This is a genomic window from Siminovitchia jepli (genome assembly GCF_047228825.1).
Classification (GTDB): domain Bacteria; phylum Bacillota; class Bacilli; order Bacillales; family Bacillaceae_C; genus Siminovitchia.
In genome coordinates, this window is record NZ_JBFEGN010000023.1 from 1 (window position 1) to 22,139 (window position 22,139).

The following is a 22,139-nucleotide window of genomic DNA, read 5'->3' on the forward strand; positions in this document are numbered from 1 at the left end:
ATATTCCTCTCCATAAAACAAAAATACCACAGTCAAAATGACCGTGGTAGACCCAAATTTTATACTTTCTTATCTTTTAAAAAAAGGCCTGTCCAAAAGTCGGTTTTTAGACTTTTGGACAGCCCCTTTTCACCCCAATGCCACGTCCAGAATCATCATCAATACAAAGCCAACCATTAAACTCATGGAAGCTAAATCTTTATTGCCTTTTTCTTGTGAACCCGGAATCACTTCTTCGGCTACCACAAAGATCATGGCTCCGGCTGCAAAGCTTAATGCATAAGGCAGCAGAGGTTCTATAATTGTAACAGCATATGCACCCATGACCGCAGCAATCGGTTCCACCATGCCCGATAATTGGCCATAGAAAAAGCTTTTTTTTCTCGACATGCCTTCCGCTCTTAAGGGCATGGAAACCGCAACGCCTTCAGGGAAGTTTTGAATGCCAATGCCCAGCGCCAGGGTTAAGGCCTCGGCTATAGATGCCTCCGTTCCCCCGCTGGCAAGTGCACCGAAGGTAATTCCCACCGCCAACCCTTCGGGGATATTATGCATGGTGATCGCCAGGACCAACAATGTACTTCTCTTTCTTTTTTTCGGATGATAGCCTTCCGCTTTGCCAAACGAAGCGTTGGGATGAAGATGGGGCAGCAGTTTATCAATTCCCCACAAAAAAATGCCGCCCAGCAAAAAACCAAATGCTGATGGAAACCAGGTTCCTATGGGATTGCCTTCGGACATGTCAATGGCCGGAGCCAGCAAAGACCAATAACTGGCTGCAATCATGACACCGCCGGCAAACCCTAACATACTATCCATTAGCCGCTGGTTTATTGCTCTTGTGGCAAAGACGAGGGCAGCTCCCAAAGCTGTCATTCCCCATGTAAATAATGTTGCCATGAATGCTTGTGTAATAGGGGTAAAGTTCAGAAAAAAATCCGCCATCGTGCATGAACTCCCTTTAAGTAAATACCGGGATAAAAAAGTGTGTACAGGAAACAATTTATGTACGATCCATCATTTTGTCAATCCTTTAACAGGTTTCAATAAGGTTTCCCCGCTAACAAGCATATTACAACTATATTTATTTTATACAATCATATTTATTATCCATTTCTCAATGGAAAGTAACTTCTTTCGGGATAGAGGGATATGGAACAGTTTTTTCCATGAAAGAGCAATTTATCCGGGAATTTTTCACGCTGGCTCACCCAAGACGGAGCTCGAATCATTGCTCGATCTATATATTCCAGGCAACTTCCTGTATCGTCCCATGAAATAAGAAAAGAAGGAAACGTCAGTTCCTTCTTTACCATAAATAGTCTATTATTTCCCCTTTAAACAAATTGGTATCAATGTTGCAGCTTTTTGCATCAATGCCATACTGCCAGCCGAGCACATTGGCCCCATCCGGCGCCTCCGGCTTATATTCGGGGGCATTGGCTTGCGTGCTAATCCCCGTTTGCGGATGGGCTGTCCATACAATCATCTTGGATTCCAATTTTTCATCGCTTTCAACCATTTCTTTAAAAACATGATAAAGATCTTGTTCTTCGGAAAAAACACCGTAAATGCCGGCATGGTAACCCGAATTTTCCATTCCTTCCATCCAGCCTTTGATAAAGTCTGAATCCACAGGATAGTCAGGCTCTATATCAACAAAAATCGCTTTTTCTTTCGGCACTCCCAATTCATCGGCCAAAGATGCCGCTTTTTCAGCATGGGAAAATCCGCTCTTATGTCCCCTTGCATCAGTGACATGATTATAAATAAGCAAGATTTTTATATCATTGGCATGCAAGTACTCCGCTTCCTTCACAGATAAACCGACAGACGCTCCTTCGAGGTCACCCAAGTATCTTCCCCACACCTTTGGTTCCCCAAAATTTTCCGCGACACAACGATACTGTTGTTCATTTGCAGAGCTGGCTGAATCGATTCCCCAAATGACCTTGTCCTTTCGTTCATGATCCTTTTCCTGTTGTCCGTTTTCTTGCTGCACCGGTGGTTCTTTTTCCTTGTTCACTGGTGGAACATGCCCCTTAAATATAAAAAGTAAAGAAATCAACATAAGGGTTGCGATGGCGATTAACCATACATCCCGCCACTGATTCATCTGCTTCTCTCCCTCCTTGCTTCAAAATATGCAAGGAAGGTAAGAAGAGAGTGGGTTCTGCCGGTTATTTTCGTTCCTTTGATTCCGCCAGTGCCTGCGCTGTACGCAACAACTATTTCCATTTGTCTATTTTATTGGATTATGATTAATCAGATGACAGCAAAAAGCGAACCCCCCAGTATTTGGAGAGCCCTCTTGTTAAGTATGAGGAGAATAACGTCTATGAAAGCGCTTTAATCAGGATGGGTTTAAAAGAAGTAGGAAAAGTCAAAAGCCAAATTCAGAAAAAAGATGGTGTGCACTAATGTAAAAATGATCCCCTGCTTGGTTGTTTTATTCATGTACTTGCACCTCCATTGGTTTTGTGTAACCAGTATATATCCTAAAGAATATCTTTGTAAACAAAAATTTTTCATTTTTTATTCACAAATTTTGTTAACTGCCCCTTGACAAAAACTCTTGCCATCTGATTGCTGCTGGTTCATTTTCATTATCCTGTTGCCTCTCGGTATACATGTACAATCACGATCTGATTGAATACATAATTTGTAGAAAGCATGTTCACGAGTGAAAGGAGGGTCAAGGTGGAAAAGGCTGAAGAAAAAGGTGGAAAAGGTGGATTTGCTTTAATTGTCGTGCTGTTCATTTTGTTAATCATTGTGGGAGCCTCGTACGCAGGTGGAGGCGGAGACGACCCGGTGTTTGTTGGGGTTGGGTTCTTCCCGTTCTTTCCATTCTGGTGGTGGTAATTTTTTCAAATCATAACCACCCGTTTTTTCAGAACGGGTGGTTTGTTCTACAACTGAACGCCTTTGTTGCCGGAAGCCCCTCAAGTCTTCTATATTTTGCTGCAAATACGATCTGTTACTTAATTAATGCCTCGCTGAAAGCTTTCCGGAACCATACATAGCGAATGATTCTCATTTTTTTTAAAAAAGGCCGCCTCAATCCGGGCGTCGCCTTTCTTGTTTAGTTATGAAGGAGAATTATAATTCATACTCCCATTCATCCTTCATATGTAAATAAAGAACGAGAAGTGCGTTTTCCAGCTCGGGCTGTTCTTTCCCGCCTATATCCACACCGAGTTTTCCGAAGAGAATGTCCGCCGTTTGTTTCGTAAATGCGGCCCGCTCGTGTGGCGATAGCGCAGAAAGCCGGTTGCCGTAAGTTTTCACCAGTTTCCAATCCTTGGCATCCAAAGAGTTCAGTGCCCAATCACCGATTTCGAGATCATGTTTCGTCAGGCCCCGCCTGTTTATTTCCTTCTCAACAGGTGACAGGCGCTTTTTTCCATTTGCCTTTCGCTCGTGAACCACAATCGTACCGGCCACAACGTCACCGACCCGTTTATGTTTTGGATGAAGAAAGATCGTCAAAATGCCAATTAAATAGCTGGCGGGCAAAGAATCGACGATGCGAAGCAGGTTGCGAATAAAGCTAGAAAGCAATGTCAGGCTGTGCCCGTTGTCCTGGATCACACGGATGCCGATTATTCGCTTGCCGATCGTTCTTCCTCCGGAAAAATATTCGAATGCAATAAAATATCCCCAATGAATGGCAAAAATCAAGATCATCACAATTCCCAAAAAAACCGGGCCAAAATTTGAATTTTCAAAGAGGGAAACTTCTCCTGTAATCACAATGAATCCGATGGCAAACAATAGCAGATTGACCGCTCCCAAAATAAGGGAATCAATTAAAAACGCAGCAGCCCTGCTCCCCAGGCCCGCCAGCTTAAATTGAAGGGAAACATATTCCGGCGTTTTAATGCCAACTTGTTCCTGATCCAATGAACACACTCGCTTTCAATAGTTGATTCCCCAAAAGAAAATCACTATCATAATAGGATAAAAGATAAAAATGGAGACGACATATGAACGCAAAACAATTTGTCAAAAAGCATCGGGATGATTGGAAACAGCTTGAACGTTTGACAGCAGCGTTGAGTAAAAACAAGCCCGATCTAAACGGGACCGGCATTAACCAGTTTTACAAGCTTTATCAAAAAGCGGCCAACCATCTGTCATACGCCCAAACCTATTTTCCGGAACAAGACGTAACTCATTATTTAAACGGCCTTGTTTCAAAAGCCCACAATTTACTATATAAGGACCAAATATCAAGTGTAAAGCAAATGCGCCATTTTTTCAGTACAACATTTATCAGGCTTCTATTGGAACAGTGGAAATTCGTATTGGCGGCCTGCGTTCTCTTTACACTGGGCATGCTTGGAAGCTTTTTTTCCGTCATCAATGATCCAATGAGTATATATTCCGTCATCCCTGCTGACATCGCCCAAAATGTTGACCCTGAGCAGCTTGGTAAAAATGACGGCCAAGTGCTTTCCACACTGATGTCCGCCAGCATCATGACGAACAATATACAGGTTACCATACTGGCTTTTGCCGGAGGGATTACATTCGGCCTGTTAACCGTCTATGTCCTCATTTATAACGGTATGCTCATCGGCGCCCTTTTTGCCTTATTTTGGCATTCAAACAAAACATATGAATTTTGGGCATATATCGTTCCCCACGGAATGATTGAATTGACGGCCATTTTTATTGCTGGAGGTGCGGGACTGTTAATGGGATACAAGCTTTTTGTTCCCGGCCGGCTTCCAAGAAGCCTTCATTTGAAAATACAGGCAAAACGGTCGGTCCAGCTGCTGCTGGGCACTGTTCCGCTGTTTGTCATTGCCGGTGTGATCGAAGGTTTTATTACCCCTGCCGCCATTTCTTTGGAGGCCAAATATTTTACAGCATTTGCCACAGTGATCGGGCTTGTTTTATACATTGCAATCGGCAAGATGCGTCTTGAAAAACACGAACAGCGATTTAATCAAAAAGAAGGGGTATCCGCAAAACAATTGTAAGCTTGGGCTGCTTTTGAAAAGGAGGAAACACCAACGCTACAAAAGATTCCGGTTCATCAGTTCGATATAGCCGGATATTGCCCTTGCAGCCAAGCTTTCTTCGCGGGCTTCAATCAGCTGCAGGCCGTGACTTTCCCATTTCGCTTTTTCCCGCTTTTTAAAAAGGAGCTGCTGCTGGGCAATGCTTTTTACCATTGCAGCCTGCACGGTATCGGGGTCGTCATCGGCCCTTTCCAAAAGAGGCCCATCTTCAAGCCCCAAGATTAAAAACAAATGCCTTCTTCTGAGGGTTTGCAAATAGCCGAGTGCCGTTTCCTCATGCAAAAATGTCCGCACATCACTGAACAACAGGAGGAGGCTCCGCTTTTTCTGCACAGTTTCCAAAAAGGCAAAAACGGCCGCATAGTTCGGCTCAACCGGATCTGCTTCCACATCATAAATGGCTTCCAGAATCGTTTGCAAATGATCCATCCCTTTGGCAGGCGGAACATATTTTTTGATGTCTTTGGAAAAAGCCAGGACGGAAACATAGTCTCCTTTTTGCAGGGCTGCCGCCGCAATGGCCACAGCGGCATCCAATACGCTTTCCAGGCGGCTGCCTTTTGCGAGCTCCGCCCCCATCATTCTCCCGCAATCCATTAAAATCGTAATATATTTCCCATGCTCCGGCTCATATTCATTTGTCATCACTTCACGCAGCTTGGCCGTTTGCCGCCAGTTGACCATGCGCGGATCATCACCGGGCACATAGCGGCGGATCTGGGAAAACTCTCCCGTTCCTTTTTCAAATTTGCGGATTTTCGACCCTTCATACAGCAAAAATCGTTGGGCGTCCTCCAAATATTGCTTCGTCTCGGTTAAATCCGGGATCACCTTAACCGTTTCCGGCAAATCGGCGGTTATTTGTTTTTCCCAAAGCCCCCACACACTTTTATATCTGACATAAAACTTTCGGATTTCATATTGTCCCCGTTTTCGCGCGGCTGTTTCATATGAAATCATTGCGGTGGTCTCCTTTTGTATATGGCCGTAAACAGGAAAGGGGGCGGCAAACGTTTGGGGAAGCCCATCCATGAATCTATAAGAAACGCGATGGCGCGACCGGTTTCTCACTTTTACCTTTACTTCATAGGTGAGGCCTCTTTCCATTTGCTCCGGTAATTGCCTGTTAAAAGCCAGTTCATTTTTCTTTGGGGACAGCGTTAAATCAACAAGACTTGCCAAGAAAAGAAGGATATTGATGGTTATGACTGCAGTCCATGATATTTCGGAAAAGAAACCAATCATGGTTAAACCCAAAGATAAAATAACAAATAAAATGAGCAAGCGTTTCGTCGGCAACATTCCTCTATCTTGGAACAGGAACCGCCCCCACCAGTTCTTCGATAATTTGGTCAACGGCTGCTCCCTCCAGTTCAACGTGCGGGGATAATTGGATCCGGTGCCTTAATGCGGGCTTTGCCACCATTTTAATATCATCCGGGGTCACATAATCCCGGCCCGCAAGATATGCCCACGCCCTGGCGGCTTTTCCGATCGATATGCCCGCCCTCGTACTCGCTCCGAAACGGATCGCTTCTGTTTCACGCGTCCTTCTTACAATGTGCATGATGTACTCTAAAATGCCTTCTCCAACTGTAACCTGTTCAATTTCTGCTTTTATGGCCAAAAAGTCAGCCAGATTCATGACAGGAGAAAATAAACCAGTATTCAGCTCGTTTTCCAAGACCTTTCTTAACACTTCCGTTTCTTCATCAAAAACCGGAAAATCGATATGGAGCTTGAATAAAAAGCGGTCTTGCTGCGCTTCCGGCAGCGGGTAGGTCCCCTCAAATTCAATCGGGTTCTGGGTGGCCACGACAAAAAACACTTCCGGCAACGGGTACGTTGTTCCCTGGATCGTCACCTGCTGTTCCTCCATGGCCTCCAAGAGGGCGGCCTGCGTTTTGGCCGGCGTCCGGTTAATTTCATCCGCCAATAAAATATTTGTAAAGATTGGGCCTTTTAAAGTCTCAAATTTTCCCGCCTGCATATTCAGAATCATGCTCCCCGTAATATCGCTGGGCAGCAGGTCGGGGGTGAATTGGATTCGCTCGAACCTGCCGTCCAATAGTTTTGCAAGCGTCTTGGCCATCGCCGTTTTTCCCGTTCCGGGAACCCCTTCGACCAATACGTGGCCGCCGGCCAAAATGGCCGACAATAAAAGCCGCAAGTTGGCCCGTTGGCCTAAAATGGCGCCCTCATATTGTTCCAGCAAGGCATGTAATTTCTCTCTCATCCATTCTCTACCTCTTTTCTTACACGATCGATTTTCTTGGACCATAGCAAGTATTCCTGTTTACTGATGGTTTCCTTCTTTAAAACGCCATCCAATCCTTGCAAAAAAACGTCAGCCTCTTCTTTCTGCCATCCTTTTTGTAAAAAGTAAGCGGTGAAATCGGTCCAGCCATTCTGAAATGATAAGCCCCGCTCTTTGAAAATCTGTTTTAAAAAATCAGCCTGGATGGCCAAAGAATCTTGATACCGCCGTCCTCTCATATACCAAGCGGCAAGCGCCCGAATGCTTTCATCGCTGAAACGAACAGTCTCTTCTCTTGGAATGATCACCGGGCCGAAACGCTTTCCTTTGTACCACAGCCAAAGAATGGCCATGATGCCCAATTGAAACATGATCAATAAAAACCATTGCGGATATAAAACCAGCACCGCCCCTGTCCCTTTTTCACCATGTATGTATTCATCAAAAAGAAACGCGTCTCCGCCAGCTTCGTTGAGCATAGAAATAACCAAAGGAACATGGTCCTCTTCCGGCAGCTCGGCATTCTTTAACCAGTTTGGAAATAGCGAGACAATCAATTGACCGTCCCCAACCTTCCGCTTCAGGGCGATCGGACCGTATTCATCGTGTAAAAGCACTTGATCATCAGGAGCGGAAATAAGCCGTTCATCATACGCCAGAATCGCGTCGTACTCATTCCCGTTTCGATCCAAAACCTTGCCAGTCCCTTCACCATCTATTGGTTCGGTGGACAAGCCAAACCATCCTTGGGGTTTCCGGGCCCATAATATGATGGTATTTCCTGCATCCATAAATTGCTTGTATGCATCCATTTCAGCCCCGTCCGGCATAGACGCTGGCTCGGCCATGACAAGCGTTTGCTTCGTTGCATCCGCGTTCAGGCGCTTCGGTGAATGGCGCCATCTTTGTACATTGTTTTTTTCATCTTTCAAGTATGTATACAATGCCTTTAAACCTGTTGGAGAAGGAGATTCGGAAACATACTCCCGATACTGTTTCGGCTGCTTCTTGTCCAGGAAATAGGTGGATGCCAGCAACAATACGAGAACCGCAACGCCCCAATACCACAGTTTGCTGTTTGAGGTGCTTTTTTGCAAAGCCCCATCCCCCTTTCCTGCCTAACTTCCCGTTTGCTCTTCAACTTGTTCCAGCCATCCCATGACTGTATGTCGAAAAAGACGATATTCTTCCTGTGATATTTGTTTCTCTCCATATGCTATTTCGTCAAACACCTTGGCCAATCCGTAAAACCTTTCGGCCCAAGTCACATTGGTGCGTTTGATTTCTTCGTAATACTCCCAATTTGTTTTCCAAATTTTTGCTTCCAGCCACTCTTTTTCATGGCAATAAAGAAGGAGTGCCAAAAAAAGATGGCGGGCTGCAAGGGAAAGATCTCCCAAGCTCTCCAGCTTTTTGGCTTCGGACAAATGCTTTAAACAGGTCCACTCCAAGTACTTCTTTGATTGAAATGGTTTTTCGTCACGAAATTTGCGTGATCTCGATACAGCCCGCGCAATCAGAAATGCCGCTATACCAAGAACGATGACGAAGATCACCACAATCAGAACAAGAAGCGGGCCCGAAACTGACTCTGAAACCTCCAAGGAAGGGAATAATTGACTAAGCCAATCTGCAAATCGTTCCTTTGCTTTTTCCCACCAATTGGATAAAGGATTACGATAATACGCTTGATATTCTTCTTTACTCAAAATCTTTTCAAGCTTTTTGCCCGCTTCATCCGCGTCTAACATGAATCATCACCTGACTTGTTAAGTGGTATGGTAATCTCCAATCATTTCCTTTAAATCGTCTGCATCTTGACGCGCTTTCAGGTCAAAATACATGACGGCATAACCAACGGTGAATATCACGGAAGTAAACAGCGTCCCTGCATTGACGATGATCGACAACAAAACGCTGTTGCCCAAAATAAGGCCGAAAGAAAATTCCAATGCCATGCTGATGCACGTAATAATCAAAGTAAATATCACATAAAGCCCAAATGTTGCCCAAAGGCGTCCTTTCGTAAGCTCCCAGCTTCTTGAAAGACCCGGCGTCCCTTCTTTAAACACAACTGAACCGAAATAAAAACTCCAGCGGGTCAGCAAAAGCCCGAGCCCAAAGGCGAATCCCAAAAAAAGAACAACAGCCAAAGCGATCCCGGCGAACGGAGACATAACCGCCCCCATGATCCCGACAAAAAACACGATGATCATTGGAATAAAGAAAAGCCCGGCGGTAATCAGACCAAACAAAATATTGCTTCCAAGCATGGGCCAAAAGCGTGAAAATGCCTCTTTAATGACCGAGCCCACGGTATATTCCTCGTCTTTTCTCATATGGTTAACAGCGAACATGATGGCGGCCCCAGCAATCGGAGCAAACAACAGGGAAAGCAAGCCCGAAACAGCGAGTGTCGCATCCGCGTCCGTTGAAGTTTCGTCAAAGCTGCCCAAAATATTCTCAAACCACGTGCCTCCCGTTTCCATCTCCCTGAAAAAACTGACACCTGAAGCTAGTTCCATTACTGCCTGCAAAACATAAATGGGCCCCAAAAAAATGAGCATGATCAATATTAATTCGGAAAACTTCTTTTTGCTGATAATAAAAGTCAGGTCCAGGATTTGCCCAAATCCTTTCGGACTGTCAATCTTTGATTCCACTTTTCTACCTCCTATAGCTGTTTATCTGCTTATTTTATCATTTTATTATATGCATGGGCATCCCATTTTACCAGAAAGCGGGGCCGAAAAATAAATGATTCATTGCCCGGTTCAAGAAAAACAAGGAATGGCATGACCGTCAAATAAAGCGCCGATTCATTGGGGGAGAAGTGCTCCCTCTACCTGGCACGCTCGAATTCCAGCCGTTTTTTCACGACAAAAAAAGCCAAAAATGAAACCGCTTTCACAAAATATTGCGAATATTAGATGTGTTAATCTGATAAATACCATGTTATAATATAGAAATGTTTATACGAAAGCGGAGGTAGACTGACGCCATGAGTACAACAAAGGAAAAAGCAAAAACCTTGAATCTGGAAGATATCCTCATTGCTTATCAATTTTTGAAAGACGTAGTGGCCCATACGCCTTTGCAAAAAAACGAAAGATTATCCGAGAAATATGATTGCAATGTGTATATAAAAAGAGAAGATTTGCAGCATGTGCGTTCGTTCAAGCTGCGCGGTGCTTTTTATAAAATGAAAAGAATCGAAAAAGAGGCCCGCGAAAAAGGCGTTGTGTGTGCAAGTGCCGGAAACCATGCCCAGGGCGTCGCATACGCATGTGCCCAATTGGGAATTAAAGGTACGATTTTCATGCCGCAAACAACCCCCAAACAGAAGATCGACCAAGTGAAAATGTTTGGCCGGGAATATATCGAGGTGGTTTTGACAGGTGATACATTCGATGAGAGTTCTGCACGCGCAAACGAATGTGCGGTGGAAGAAGACTTAATTTTCATCCATCCGTTCGATGACCATCAAATTATTGCCGGACAGGGAACCGTTGCGGTTGAAATCATGAATGACATTCATGAACAGGTGGATTTCGTGTTCGGAAGCATTGGCGGCGGCGGTTTGATGGCCGGTTTAAGTACTTATATTAAAAACGTCTCTCCGCATACGAAAATGATCGGGGTAGAGCCCGAAGGCGCACAAAGCATGAAAACATCAATTGAAAACAAAGCTGTTACCGCGCTTCCGGCAATTGATAAATTTGTGGATGGCGCTGCTGTGCAATGTGTTGGAAAACATACATTTGAACTTTGCCAAAAACATGTCGACGATATTGTTTCCGTACCCGAAGGAAAAGTGTGCACAACCATTTTGGATTTATACAACCAACACGCGATCATCGCCGAACCTGCCGGGGCCCTGCCCATTTCGGCACTCGACTTTTACAAGGACAAAATCAAAGGCAAAACAGTCGTTTGCGTGATCAGCGGCGGAAACAACGACATCAGCAGAATGCAGGAAATCAAGGAGAAATCATTGATTTATGAGGGGCTGCTTTATTATTTTATCGTAAACTTCCCGCAGCGCGCCGGTGCCCTGCGTGAATTTTTGGATGAAGTCCTCGGACCCGATGATGACATCATCACTTTTGAGTACACGAAGAAAAACAATAAAGAAAGAGGCCCAGGCTTGGTCGGCATTGAACTGAAACGCCGCGAAGACTACGCAGGCCTGATTGAGCGAATGGAACGCAAAGGCATTTCCTATATGGAAGTCAATAAAGACAGCACGCTGTTCCACTTGTTAATATGATGACGAAAGGCGCCTGTTAGGGCGCCTTTTTCATTGAAACACTGTTCTCCCAGTAATACTCGTGGCGAAAAAATCGTGATGATGAAAGCTGCTTGCCGAACGCAGTATTTTATCGCTATGAGAATGATGGCAAAATTGGATGATGAAATATTTCCATACATTCAAATAGTCCGGTCTCCTTGGTTATGTGCACTTTGTGTATTAAGATTTTGGCTGATGCTTTTTTAACATTTGCTGCAAGTATTCGTCTGATTTTCCTCTCGGGATGCTCAGGCTTTGCCAATCTTCATTTCTGATTTGCTTGCCTATATATACGATTTGGCCAATATGATAAGCATAATGCGCCAACTGCCTCTCAATTGCCTCCATGGCCAAATGGCTTTCACCGCGGATAAGTACACGCTTTAATAAATCTTCTTCCTTTAAATGATTTAATGCTTCAAAAAACACACTCCACCCCTTTTCCCAAATCCTTATCAATTCATTTTTTGAGGATACGTCATCTGCAAATTCTTGTTCCCGGTTCCTATACGGCTTTTCACCATCTGATTCCAAAAAGTCGGTCCATCTTGAAACCATGTTGCCGCTAAGATGTTTTACGATAACGGCGATGCTGTTTGATTCCTGATTCATTTTCCAATGAAGATCGGCTTCCGATAATTGGGCAATTGTCTGATCCCCAAGCTTTTTTATACTTTTAAACCTCTCCGTTACAATTCTTAAATACTCAGATCCGATATTCATGATGAACCTCCCCCGCTTTTGATATAGAAGCTGGCGACTCATTACCGGCCTTGGATTACTTTTGGTAAATGGACTTTTTCGTTAGGACAAGCGGGTCCTTTAGATTGGTTTTGTTGGGGTTCACTTTGCTTTTGGGCGTGATTACTTCTTCGGCGACCCTTTCAAATTATCAAGCAGCCTGTATAAAAGCTATCCCAAAGAGAAAAATTTTAACCTGGAAAATATGGGCTTTTTTTTTTTGAAGGCCATTTCTATGGGCGTCATATACAATAGGGAACCTCTTTTGTACCAGAGGCATTATTTTAATGACTTTTTAAATACATAACTGACTTTGTCGTAATCCATTTTATCTTCATAGAAACGATGCGCATCAGTACGTTGCAGCCCCGACGACAAAGCAACACTTTCATATTGATTTCTCTTTGCCCATTCCTGTACATATGCCAGAAGCTTTGCGCCATATCCGTTGGAACGTTTACGAACATCTGTCACTAAATCACATACCCACACAAACCTGCCGTAATAAAGCGTAATCATTGGTTTAAACCCTGTAACGGCTGCTAATTCACCGCCGTCAAACAGGGCAAACATTTTGTATCTGTCTTTTTCTTGAGCATCCAATACCAATTCAAGGTAAGTCTTTTCATCGAGATGGGTTCTTAACTGTTTCATGAGAGAAAATGCTTCAAGTATCTCCGATTTTGTTTTGAGCTCTTTCATTTCCATCTTTATATCACCTGTATTTGTATGGGATTGGGGTAAAGCAGATCTTATGCGGGTACTGCTTCTTTTCCCTTATTCTACCTTAAGCGGTTCGAAAGAACCATAAGTCATTATAGGCAATATTACGGTTGGATTCCTGTTAAAATGAATCTCTTAATCCTATTAAATATTTCCCGGTGTTTCCGGGCCCTGGATATTTGAAAATCAGGTCATTATTATGCATTATGCGGAATTGACAAAGGGATGTGTGATAAGCGCTGCAAACAACTCTTTGCGGAAAATTTGTTTTTACTTTTCTCCTTCATTTACATTTATAGCGGCGCCCGTTCAAATGTTTATTTTCCGGGCAATTTGATCATGATAGTATATTTTGGTTTTTTGTATGCCATTATCTTAGTATATATTTGACTAGATTTTAATAAAACTTATAGGTATACTATGATATGATTTAAAATCTATAGAAGGGACAGCAGAGAATGGATCCAAAACATAGACAGAAACCAATGAAGTTTTTAAACTTCATTGAAGAGATAGGCAACAGACTTCCCCATCCTATTACCATTTTTATTTTATTTACACTGGTTGTCATGATTGTATCTCATATTTTCTATTTAATGGGCACAAGCGTTACCTATGAAGGAGTTAATAAAGAAACGATGGAGACAGAGGTCCTGACCGTGAAAATAGTCAGCCTCCTCGTTCCTGAAGGCATAGCGTATATGTTATCAAATGTTGTCAGCAACTTTACTTCTTTCGTGGCTCTCGGCCCGGTTTTAGTAGCAATGCTCGGAGTAGGAGTTGCAGAAAAAACAGGCTATATTGGTGCATTGATGACGAATACTGTCACAAAAGCCCCGAGAAAGCTTGTTACGCCAATCGTTGTACTGATTGGCGTTCTTTCGAACGTGGCTGCATCTGTCGGCTATGTAGTTCTCGTCCCGCTTGGGGCCATTATTTTCCTTGGTTTTAAGCGCCATCCATTGGCGGGATTATCAGCCGCGTTCGCAGGAGTTGCCGGAGGATACTCCGCCAATCTATTTCTCGGTACAAACGACCCTATCCTGAGCGGCATGACGACGGAGGCATCCCGCATACTGGATGCAGGTTATACTGTCAACCCGACGGATAACTGGTTTTTCATGTTTGCCTCCACTTTTTTGATTGTATTGATCAGTACTCTTGTAACGGATAAAATTGTTGAGCCGAGGCTGGGAACTTTTACGCCTGATGAAAATAAAACCATGCACAACATATCAAACGGAGAAAAAAAGGGACTGATCTGGGCAAATATTTCTTTGTTATCGACGATAGGAGCCATTGCCTTATTAACCGTTCCTAAAAACGGTGTTTTGCGCGGGGACGAAGGAAGTTTGATCCAATCTCCGTTTATGAGCAGTATTATCTTCCTGATGATGGTGGTCTTTTTAATCCCGGGTATAGTGTATGGGATCGTTACAAAGACGATCAAGAACGATAAAGATATTGCAAACCTCATGACTTCGTCGCTGGAAACAATGGCCGGTTTTATTGTATTAATATTTTTTGCTGCGCAATTTATTGCGTTATTCAATTATACGAACTTAGGAACTTTAATAGCAGTAAAGGGTGCAGGCTTTCTGCAATCCATTCACTTAGATGGAATTCCGTTATTGATTGCATTCATCATTATATCTGCATTCATCAATTTGTTTATTGCTGCGGATTCCGCAAAATGGGCCATCATGGCTCCTGTATTTGTACCGATGTTTATGCAAATGGGCATTGCTCCGGAAGTTACCCAGGCGGCTTATCGAATAGGTGATTCTGCAACGAATATTATTTCTCCTTTAATGCCGTTCTTTCCGCTCGTTGTGGCATTCGCTCAACGCTATGGGAAAAATAACGGTATTGGTACAGTCGTTTCACTCATGCTGCCGCATTCCATCGTTATTCTCATTTGCTGGACCATCTTCTTTGCCATATGGTATTTTATTGGCATCCCGGTAGGCCCCGGTACAAGTTTAACCTACTGACACTCAAGGAGAAAGGAAAATAGATATGAAAGTAACGACAAAATGGACAGGCGGCCGGGCATTTACTGCAGTCGGTGACTCAGGTTATGAAATCCGAATGGATGCGACAAAAGCGTACGGCGGATTGGAAAAGGGCGCGACTCCGACAGAAATGCTCTTGAGCTCACTCGCCGGCTGTATCGGCATTGATGTCACAATGATTTTAAAACCGCATTTGGAAAAGATCACCCATATTGAAATTATCACAAATGGTTTGCGTGCTGAAGAAGCACCGAAAGGATTTACGGATATTGAAGTCACATTTATCGTTGACGGTGAGATTGATTCGAAGAAAGTATGGAGAGCCATCCGATTGGGTGAAGAAAAATATTGTTCCGTATCTGCGTCATTAAAAGCAAATATTGTTTACAAGCTTATATTGAACGGGATAGAACAATGATTTACATTCAGCAGAGGAGCATATAGATTGTCTATTGCTCCTTTTTTCGGTTTATAGGCTGCAGAAACGAACTTTTTTTACAAAGTGAGATCGTTCATGAATGGAACTGAATGGATATACCCGGCATAAGGTAGCTCACGGTCATATAGGGCCGGGAAAAGGATTTCGCTTGGGTGATAAGAATCAGGTTGTTCCCATTCTCTCTCATTCGTTACCGAGCAACGAAAGATGAAGATGTTCGGAAACTTTAAACTCCTTTTCGTTACCGAAGCAACAAATGATCCGATTGTTCGGAAACTATTGCCGCTTTTTGTTCATTCTTTTGGCCCTTCCTAAAAATACCCCCTTTCCTTCTAGCTCTTGCCACTTCAAGCTTTTAGTGACATATATCATTGCCTTGAATATGGTAAAAAGAGATCCATTTGTGCTTTCTTTTTGAGGTGACCATATATGAAAATACATGTTGTGAAAAGCGGGGACACCCTTTGGCGCATCTCACAGGAATATGGGACAACGATTGGCCAGATTGTTGCGGCTAATGGCCTGGAAGATCCAAACAGGCTGGTAACAGGGGAAGCTTTGGTTATTCCTGCACCTTATCAACAATATGTGGTTCAGCGTGGCGATACGCTTTGGTCTATCGCCAGCCGTTTTGGTGTAACCATTCAGGAAATTGTCAATGCCAACAGGCTGACTGACCCATCAAGGCTGTATATTGGCCAACTGTTAACCATTCCCGTTCGATACCACATTGTTCAACCGGGAGAAACCCTGTCAGCCATTGCAAAGCGATATGGAACAACTGTTGCTGCGATTGTCCAGGCAAACCAAATTCAAACCCCCGGGGTGATCCATGTTGGTCAAAGGCTGAGAATTCCGGAGGCCCCGAAAACAGCCATTGAAGTAAATGCCTACGTAACCAGAATGGGCCAAAGAGGAGCGAATCTCGTTGCACCGCTTGCACCATATTTAACGTATATTAGCCCGTTCAGTCATAACGTGACGGAAGACGGCAGTATAACACCTTTAAATGATGCTCCGCTTATCAGAGCAGCCCGAGAAGGAAATGTTTCTCCGCTGCTTGTCCTTACAAACATGGACGGGGGTAAGTTTAGCTCCGATCGGGCTGCCCTTATTTTAAGAAACCGGAACATTCAAAATCGAGTGATGGCCAATCTATTAACGTTGCTGCGCGAAAAAGGATACTCGGGGATCAATATTGACTTTGAATATGTCTACCCGGAGGATCGCGAAAATTATAATCACTTTTTAAGGAAATTAGTTGATCGGTTGCGGCCGGAAGGATTCTCGGTATCAACTGCTGTGGCCCCGAAAATCAGGGCTGATCAGCCCGGGCTGTTGTATGAGGCACATGATTATGCTGCACATGGCGAAATTGTTGACTTTGTGGTGCTTATGACTTATGAATGGGGGTGGGCTGGCGGAAGGCCATTGGCCATTGCACCCATCAATGAAGTAAGAAAGGTTCTTGACTATGCGGTTACAGCGATTCCCCGCCATAAAATTGTCATGGGGGCACCGCTGTATGGCCGTGATTGGAAAATACCCTGGGTACAAGGGACATTCGCCAAAACAGTCGGCCCGAGAGCGGCCGTCAACCTTGCTGCCAAATACGGTGCAGCCATCCGCTATCATGAAACCTACCAATCTCCATTTTTCCGTTACACGGATGAATCAGGCCAGCAGCATGAAGTATGGTTTGAAGATGCCCGCAGCATGCAGGCAAAATATGATACGGTAAAAGAATATGGACTCGGAGGCATCAGCTATTGGGTGCTTGGGCCGGCTTTCCCGCAAAATTGGCCGGTTTTAGAAGCAAATTTTATAATAAATAAAAAGTAGTAGAGTGTTTTCTGTTATCCGCGGGTATTCTTCCGTTATCCGCGGGTATTTTCTGCTATACGCGGGTATTTCCGTTTATCTGCGGGTATTTCCGTTTATCCGCGGGTATTCTTTCGTTATCCGCGGGTATTCTTCCGTTTATCCGCGGGTACTGTTCCGTTATCCGCGGGTATTCTTCCGTTATCCGCGGGTATTTCCTGCTATCCGCGGGTATTTCCTGCTATCCGCGGGTATTTTCCGTTATCCGCGGGTATTTTCCGTTTATCCGCGGGTATTTTCCGTTATCCGCGGGTATTTTCTGTTATCCACGGGTATTTCCTGCTATCCGCGGGTATTTTCCGTTATCCGCGGGTATTTTCCGTTTATCCGCGGGTACTTTCCGTTATCCGCGGGTATTTCCGTTTATCCGCGGGTATTTCCGTTTATCCGCGGGTATTCTTCCGTTATCCGCGGGTATTCTTCCGTTATCCGCGGGTATTTTCCGTTATCCGCGGGTATTTCCGTTTATCCGCGGGTATTCTTCCGTTATCCGCGGGTATTTCCGTTTATCCGCGGGTATTTTCCGTTATCCGCGGGTATTTCCGTTTATCCGCGGGTATTTTCCGTTATCCGCGGGTATTTTCCGTTATCCACGGGTATTTTCCGTTATCCGCGGGTATTTTCTGCTATACGCGGGTATTTTCCGTTTATCCGCGAGTATTCTTCCGTTATCCGCGGCTTGCCTTTAATAGCTGTTTTTTTACATAATAATGATTAAGGGAGCCAACATACAGTTGGCTCCCTCTTTGTCTGCAAGAAGTGTCTTTGACAACACATTCATTATTTAGATGCAGGTATGTCCGCATCTTGATCTTTCGGTGTTTGTTTCGATCTGAACCAAGCAACGACAATTGCTGCAATGAGCGTAAATCCAAGATAGCCCATGGCAGGATACACTGTTCCGACAAGTGTAATAAAGCCGATAAAACTTGCGCCAAACGCGGCAATTCCGCAAATGATCACAAGAAGTTTAAATCGCGGGGTATCCGTATTGGCAATACGTGCGGTAAACGCGTAAAGCATTCCCACTGCGGTGTTAAAAATCATGCCTAATAAAACGATGGCGAAGATCGCGCCAAAAATCGGGGAAATTTCATTTGCCAAATAGAGCATCGGCATATCGACTCCAGAAATTGTATCTAATTTTGCAAACATTCCGATATTGATGAGGAAGATTAAAAGTCCCAATCCTATACCGCCCATAATTCCTCCCCAGCCGGCCGTCTTTTCATCTTTTACAGTACCGCCCATAACCGCAAGCATCGCGGCCCCTGCAGCGATGTTATAAGAAACATACAGGAAAGAACCAAGCACCCAGTTGGAAGCTGCCGGTTTCAGGGAATGAGCTGTTTCCTGCATTTGCGCAAAAGTCCCGTCCATTGTAGACAATGAATAAATCGCAATCATGATAACCGCCAAAACCAAAAATGGAGTGACAATCCCCATAGCTGATATAATCTTCTGAATATTAAGACATACAACAAAAATAGTAATAAGTGCAAGCAAAATATTCCCGGCGATTCCCGGAACCCCAAACTGCTGTTCAAATATGGAACCTGCCCCGGCAAACATCACAACGGTAACCCCGAATAAGAAAAAAGTCATAATGACATCCACGGCTATACCCAAATATTTACCGCAAATATGATAGATGACTTTCTTATGGGAGGTTGTTTGCAGACGACTTCCCAGCTGACTGAGATTCATGCCAAAAAAGGCAAATAAGAAGGTTGCCACTGCAGACCCGGCAACTCCCGCCCAGCCAAAACTTGTAAAAAATTGCAGGACTTCCTGGCCAGATGCAAAGCCGGCTCCAACGATCAGCCCAATAAATGCCCCTGCAATTTGAATACTTTTTTTCATGAAGAGTTCTCCCCTTTTTATGATTGAATTTTTTGTCAATTAATTATACAAGAAGGAAGGAGGATGCCTTCCTCCCGTCATTTTGAAAATGTTTTCTTCTTGGTTGTAAAGCTCTCGATTGTTTCCAGGTCCGGCTTGTACCCAATTCCCGGTTTGTCTGGAACCGTAATATAGCCATCCTCAACAGTTACTTCCGGTTTGATAATGTCTTTTTCCCAGTAACGGGAAGAAGCGGCTGTATCGCCAGGCAACGTAAAATTGGACAATGTCGTCAGCGCAACGTTATGTGCACGCCCGATTCCCGATTCCAGCATGCCGCCGCACCAAACCGGGATGCCGTGGCTTTCGCACAAGTCGTGAATGCGTTTGGATTCTGTCAAACCGCCGACGCGGCCGATTTTAATATTGATGATCCGGCAGCTGCCCAATTCAATCGCCTTTCTCGCATCCTCGCATGAATGGATGCTCTCATCAAGACAAACCGGCGTTGTCATTTCTTTTTGCAGGCTAGCATGATCGATAATGTCATCGGATGCCAAAGGCTGCTCAATCATCATTAAATCAAACTCGTCGAGCGCTTTTAACGTATCGATATCATTTAATGTATATGCCGAGTTGGCATCGGCCATTAATGGAACGTCCGGAAACTGTTTTCTGATTTCCCTTATGACATCAACGTCCCAGCCCGGCTTGATTTTCACTTTCACCCTTTTATAGCCTTCTTCGATATGACCTTCGATCAGGCGCAAAAGATCTTCCACGGTATCCTGGATGCCGATGCTGATGCCGACCTCAATGTTGGATTTTTTTCCGCCAAGTGCAGCAGCAAGGGAAATGCCTTTCTCCTGACAATACAAATCCCATACAGCGCCTTCAAGCGTTGATTTGGCCATGTTGTTTTTGCGTATATTGGAAAAAATCTCTGAAACTTCGTCAGGGTGTTTTAGCTCCTGATTTAATAAAGCCGGAATTAAAAAGTCCTCCAGTACATGCCAATTTGTTTTCATCGTTTCTTCACTGTACCAGGGAGAATGAAAAGCAACCGATTCACCCCAGCCGCTGTTTCCGTTCTCGTCTTTCGCTTCAAGCAAAATAAAGTCTCTGTTCTGGAGTGTTCCAAAACTCGTTGTAAATGGAAACTTCAGCTTCATTTGCATATGGCGCAACGTAACTTCCTTAATTCGCATGTTTTTCCGCCTCCAATAATTCTCTTTTTACCAATTTATAATAATGGACAGGTCCTTCTTGCTCTTTCTCAAGCGCGATGGCCACATAACCTTTGCTAAACAATGTTTGGAAAATATTCCGTGTCTTCATCCGCCAATCAATGACAAGCATGTTGTCTTTCTGTTTCATCTGCTGGAAAAAGGCAGGAACCGGGACAAAAACGATATCATGATCCTCTATTTCAGATAAGTGAGATTCAATATTCGCCAATTTTGGCATTTCTTTTTTGGCATACTCCCAAGGAATCCGGTACGCTTTTCCAGTGTCCAGCAGGTTGAAACGGCGATCAATCCACCATTCCAATTTGAAGCGGTCCGTAGGAAGACCCTTGTTTAAGGAATCATCCATGTCCCCGTAACAATTTTCAATATAAGTTGAGCATATGCCGCCCAGTTTGGATAAATTTAAGTATGCATTCCTGCTTTCCAATGGATCATAGGTCCACGTCAGTAACTTATATCCCATTTTTAAGGCAGCAGCTTTTTGTGCTTCCTTTAATTTTTTTCCGATTCCTTTATGCTGATAATCAGGATGAACCCCAAGCATATGCGAACATAAATATATATTCCCATCCGAATAGCCGGGAAAACTGTAGCTGAATCCGACAAGTTCTCCTTCAATAAACGCACCGAGCATCAACCCGCCGTTCCGGACTGCCGTGGCCGTTTGATGAATCGGAATCGGCTCCATTTCCCAAACGGTTTTCTCCAATTTTTGTACGAGCTGCAGCTCATGAATAGTATGAAGTGTTCGTATCTCAATCATTTGAATACCTCTTTTATAAGATGATTAAGTAAAAAATAATCCATCACTGTTGATTTGATCATATGCTTCTTTCCGTTTTTCGAAGTTATGCTTATCCTTGATTGTAACGCCTGCAACTATGGCATTGATGAAAGAAATCAAAGCGGGGGCAATGTCAAGGGTGGACATTTCCATGGAATGAAGCGGCAATAGGATATCAGCTGCCTCTCTGATCGGGGCAAGCGGGGAATCCGTAATGCCGATAATAACCGCTCCACTGCTTTTGGCCATTTCTGCAATCTGAACCGTTTCCTTCATATAACGGTGGAAGGAAAGTGCAATAAAGACAGATTGACTGTCCATTCCTGTAATGGCGGAAAAAATATCGTCTGTATCCCTTCGGATCAGTTGCACGTTCTCCCTTACAATGCCAAGTGAAAAGGCAAGCCAGTTTGCAGAGGAGAAAGACGATCTCAATCCGCATACATACACCCGCTCGGCTGAAACCAAACTGTCGACAGCCCGGTGGAAGTCGACTTCGTTGATATGCCCGATTGTTTCCCGAATGAGCTGGCGGTCCCTTTCCATCACCTGCTCAAAAAAACGGGGCTCGTCTGCCAACTCCATTTTCGAAGAATAGTAGTGGGTCAGACTGCTTTTTTCAAAAATAATTTGATCGCGTACTGTTTTTTGCAACTCTGAATAGCCCGACAAACCAATGGCATAACAAAACCGGATGACGGTCGTCTCACTCAGCCCGATCATCTCCCCGATCTCTTTTGCTGAATGGACGGCAAATTCCCTTGGTTGTTCAAGAAAATATTTGGCCACTGTTTGCTGGCCCTTTGACAGACGTCCATAATGGGATTGAATCATTTCCGTTAATTTCATTGCGTTCACCTTTACGAAGAAGGGGAAACTTTTC

General features: G+C 44.1%; 20 protein-coding genes and 1 pseudogene. 7 read left to right on the plus strand and 14 right to left on the minus strand.

Annotated features, from left to right (window positions below):
• Window positions 1-129: 129 nt before the first annotated feature.
• Entirely contained in the window at window positions 130-945 is an 816-nt protein-coding gene (locus AB1L08_RS10065) for a ZIP family metal transporter (protein WP_413064524.1), read from the minus strand.
• 364 nt (window positions 946-1,309) lie between these two features.
• Window positions 1,310-2,116 carry a glycoside hydrolase domain-containing protein gene (locus AB1L08_RS10070; RefSeq protein ID WP_413064525.1) on the minus strand — a complete coding sequence of 269 codons (807 nt, stop codon included), beginning with the start codon at window positions 2,114-2,116 and terminating at the stop codon, window positions 1,310-1,312.
• Window positions 2,117-2,700: 584 nt separating this feature from the next.
• Here AB1L08_RS10070 and AB1L08_RS10075 point away from each other — a divergent pair.
• Window positions 2,701-2,799, plus strand: a pseudogene (locus tag AB1L08_RS10075) (YjcZ family sporulation protein); the annotation flags it as partial.
• A 303-nt stretch (window positions 2,800-3,102) separates the two neighbouring features.
• Here AB1L08_RS10075 and AB1L08_RS10080 read toward each other — a convergent pair.
• Entirely contained in the window at window positions 3,103-3,915 is an 813-nt protein-coding gene (locus tag AB1L08_RS10080; RefSeq protein WP_413064526.1) for an RDD family protein, read from the minus strand.
• 74 nt (window positions 3,916-3,989) lie between these two features.
• Here AB1L08_RS10080 and AB1L08_RS10085 point away from each other — a divergent pair, with 74 nt between their 5' ends.
• A complete protein-coding gene (locus AB1L08_RS10085; protein WP_413064527.1) occupies window positions 3,990-4,991 on the plus strand; it encodes a stage II sporulation protein M in 1,002 nt (333 codons plus the stop codon).
• Between the two features lie 36 nt (window positions 4,992-5,027).
• Here the strand turns inward: AB1L08_RS10085 and AB1L08_RS10090 are convergent, their stop codons facing one another.
• The 5 genes from AB1L08_RS10090 to AB1L08_RS10110 are packed head-to-tail and all read right to left on the minus strand — an operon-like array spanning window position 5,028 to window position 9,953.
• Window positions 5,028-6,389 (minus strand): DUF58 domain-containing protein, encoded by a 1,362-nt coding sequence (locus AB1L08_RS10090; RefSeq protein WP_413064528.1) that lies wholly within the window; start codon window positions 6,387-6,389, stop codon window positions 5,028-5,030.
• Entirely contained in the window at window positions 6,340-7,269 is a 930-nt protein-coding gene (locus AB1L08_RS10095) for an AAA family ATPase (protein ID WP_413064529.1), read from the minus strand. Before AB1L08_RS10095 ends, AB1L08_RS10090 begins: the two co-directional genes overlap by 50 nt.
• Window positions 7,266-8,387 carry a DUF4350 domain-containing protein gene (locus AB1L08_RS10100; RefSeq protein ID WP_413064530.1) on the minus strand — a complete coding sequence of 374 codons (1,122 nt, stop codon included), beginning with the start codon at window positions 8,385-8,387 and terminating at the stop codon, window positions 7,266-7,268. Before AB1L08_RS10100 ends, AB1L08_RS10095 begins: the two co-directional genes overlap by 4 nt.
• A 21-nt stretch (window positions 8,388-8,408) precedes the next feature.
• Complete coding sequence (locus AB1L08_RS10105; RefSeq protein ID WP_413064531.1) at window positions 8,409-9,041, minus strand: DUF4129 domain-containing protein; 633 nt, start codon at window positions 9,039-9,041, stop codon at window positions 8,409-8,411.
• A gap of 18 nt (window positions 9,042-9,059) precedes the next feature.
• Window positions 9,060-9,953 (minus strand): DUF7847 domain-containing protein, encoded by an 894-nt coding sequence (locus AB1L08_RS10110; RefSeq protein WP_413064532.1) that lies wholly within the window; start codon window positions 9,951-9,953, stop codon window positions 9,060-9,062.
• A gap of 338 nt (window positions 9,954-10,291) precedes the next feature.
• On the opposite strand from AB1L08_RS10110, the gene ilvA reads away from it, so the two are divergent.
• Window positions 10,292-11,560, plus strand: coding sequence for a threonine ammonia-lyase IlvA (gene ilvA / locus AB1L08_RS10115; RefSeq protein WP_413064533.1), 1,269 nt, complete (start codon window positions 10,292-10,294; stop codon window positions 11,558-11,560).
• A 201-nt stretch (window positions 11,561-11,761) separates the two neighbouring features.
• On the opposite strand, the gene AB1L08_RS10120 is transcribed toward ilvA, so the two are convergent.
• Together AB1L08_RS10120 and AB1L08_RS10125 are read right to left on the minus strand one after the other, a co-directional pair.
• Entirely contained in the window at window positions 11,762-12,304 is a 543-nt protein-coding gene (locus tag AB1L08_RS10120) for a DUF1572 domain-containing protein (protein WP_413064534.1), read from the minus strand.
• Between the two features lie 297 nt (window positions 12,305-12,601).
• The gene (locus tag AB1L08_RS10125; protein ID WP_413064535.1) at window positions 12,602-13,030 is read right to left on the minus strand and encodes a GNAT family N-acetyltransferase; all 429 of its coding nucleotides are present in this window, start codon (window positions 13,028-13,030) and stop codon (window positions 12,602-12,604) included.
• Window positions 13,031-13,503: 473 nt separating this feature from the next.
• Between AB1L08_RS10125 and AB1L08_RS10130 the strand changes: the two genes are divergently transcribed.
• The 4 genes from AB1L08_RS10130 to AB1L08_RS10145 all read left to right on the plus strand — a co-directional run bounded on the left by AB1L08_RS10130 (window position 13,504) and on the right by AB1L08_RS10145 (window position 18,098).
• Complete coding sequence (locus AB1L08_RS10130; protein ID WP_413064536.1) at window positions 13,504-15,039, plus strand: AbgT family transporter; 1,536 nt, start codon at window positions 13,504-13,506, stop codon at window positions 15,037-15,039.
• Between the two features lie 25 nt (window positions 15,040-15,064).
• Window positions 15,065-15,478: an OsmC family protein gene (locus tag AB1L08_RS10135; RefSeq protein WP_413064537.1), complete on the plus strand. Its 414-nt coding sequence runs from the start codon at window positions 15,065-15,067 to the stop codon at window positions 15,476-15,478.
• Between the two features lie 450 nt (window positions 15,479-15,928).
• Window positions 15,929-17,341, plus strand: a complete 1,413-nt coding sequence (locus AB1L08_RS10140; RefSeq protein WP_413064538.1) for a glycoside hydrolase family 18 protein — start codon at window positions 15,929-15,931, stop codon at window positions 17,339-17,341.
• A gap of 4 nt (window positions 17,342-17,345) precedes the next feature.
• Window positions 17,346-18,098, plus strand: a complete 753-nt coding sequence (locus AB1L08_RS10145) for a hypothetical protein (protein WP_413064539.1) — start codon at window positions 17,346-17,348, stop codon at window positions 18,096-18,098.
• A 62-nt stretch (window positions 18,099-18,160) separates the two neighbouring features.
• Here the strand turns inward: AB1L08_RS10145 and AB1L08_RS10150 are convergent, their stop codons facing one another.
• The 4 genes from AB1L08_RS10150 to AB1L08_RS10165 form a co-directional block, all read right to left on the minus strand.
• Window positions 18,161-19,243, minus strand: a complete 1,083-nt coding sequence (locus AB1L08_RS10150; protein ID WP_413064540.1) for a YkvI family membrane protein — start codon at window positions 19,241-19,243, stop codon at window positions 18,161-18,163.
• Window positions 19,244-19,320: 77 nt separating this feature from the next.
• On the minus strand, window positions 19,321-20,430 hold the full coding sequence (gene menC, locus AB1L08_RS10155) for an o-succinylbenzoate synthase (RefSeq protein WP_413064541.1): 1,110 nt from the start codon (window positions 20,428-20,430) through the stop codon (window positions 19,321-19,323).
• The gene (locus tag AB1L08_RS10160) at window positions 20,420-21,235 is read right to left on the minus strand and encodes a GNAT family N-acetyltransferase (RefSeq protein ID WP_413064542.1); all 816 of its coding nucleotides are present in this window, start codon (window positions 21,233-21,235) and stop codon (window positions 20,420-20,422) included. The genes menC and AB1L08_RS10160 overlap by 11 nt, the downstream gene beginning before the upstream one ends.
• Before the next feature lie 24 nt (window positions 21,236-21,259).
• Window positions 21,260-22,105 (minus strand): MurR/RpiR family transcriptional regulator, encoded by an 846-nt coding sequence (locus tag AB1L08_RS10165; protein WP_413064543.1) that lies wholly within the window; start codon window positions 22,103-22,105, stop codon window positions 21,260-21,262.
• Between the last annotated feature and the right edge of the window lie 34 nt (window positions 22,106-22,139).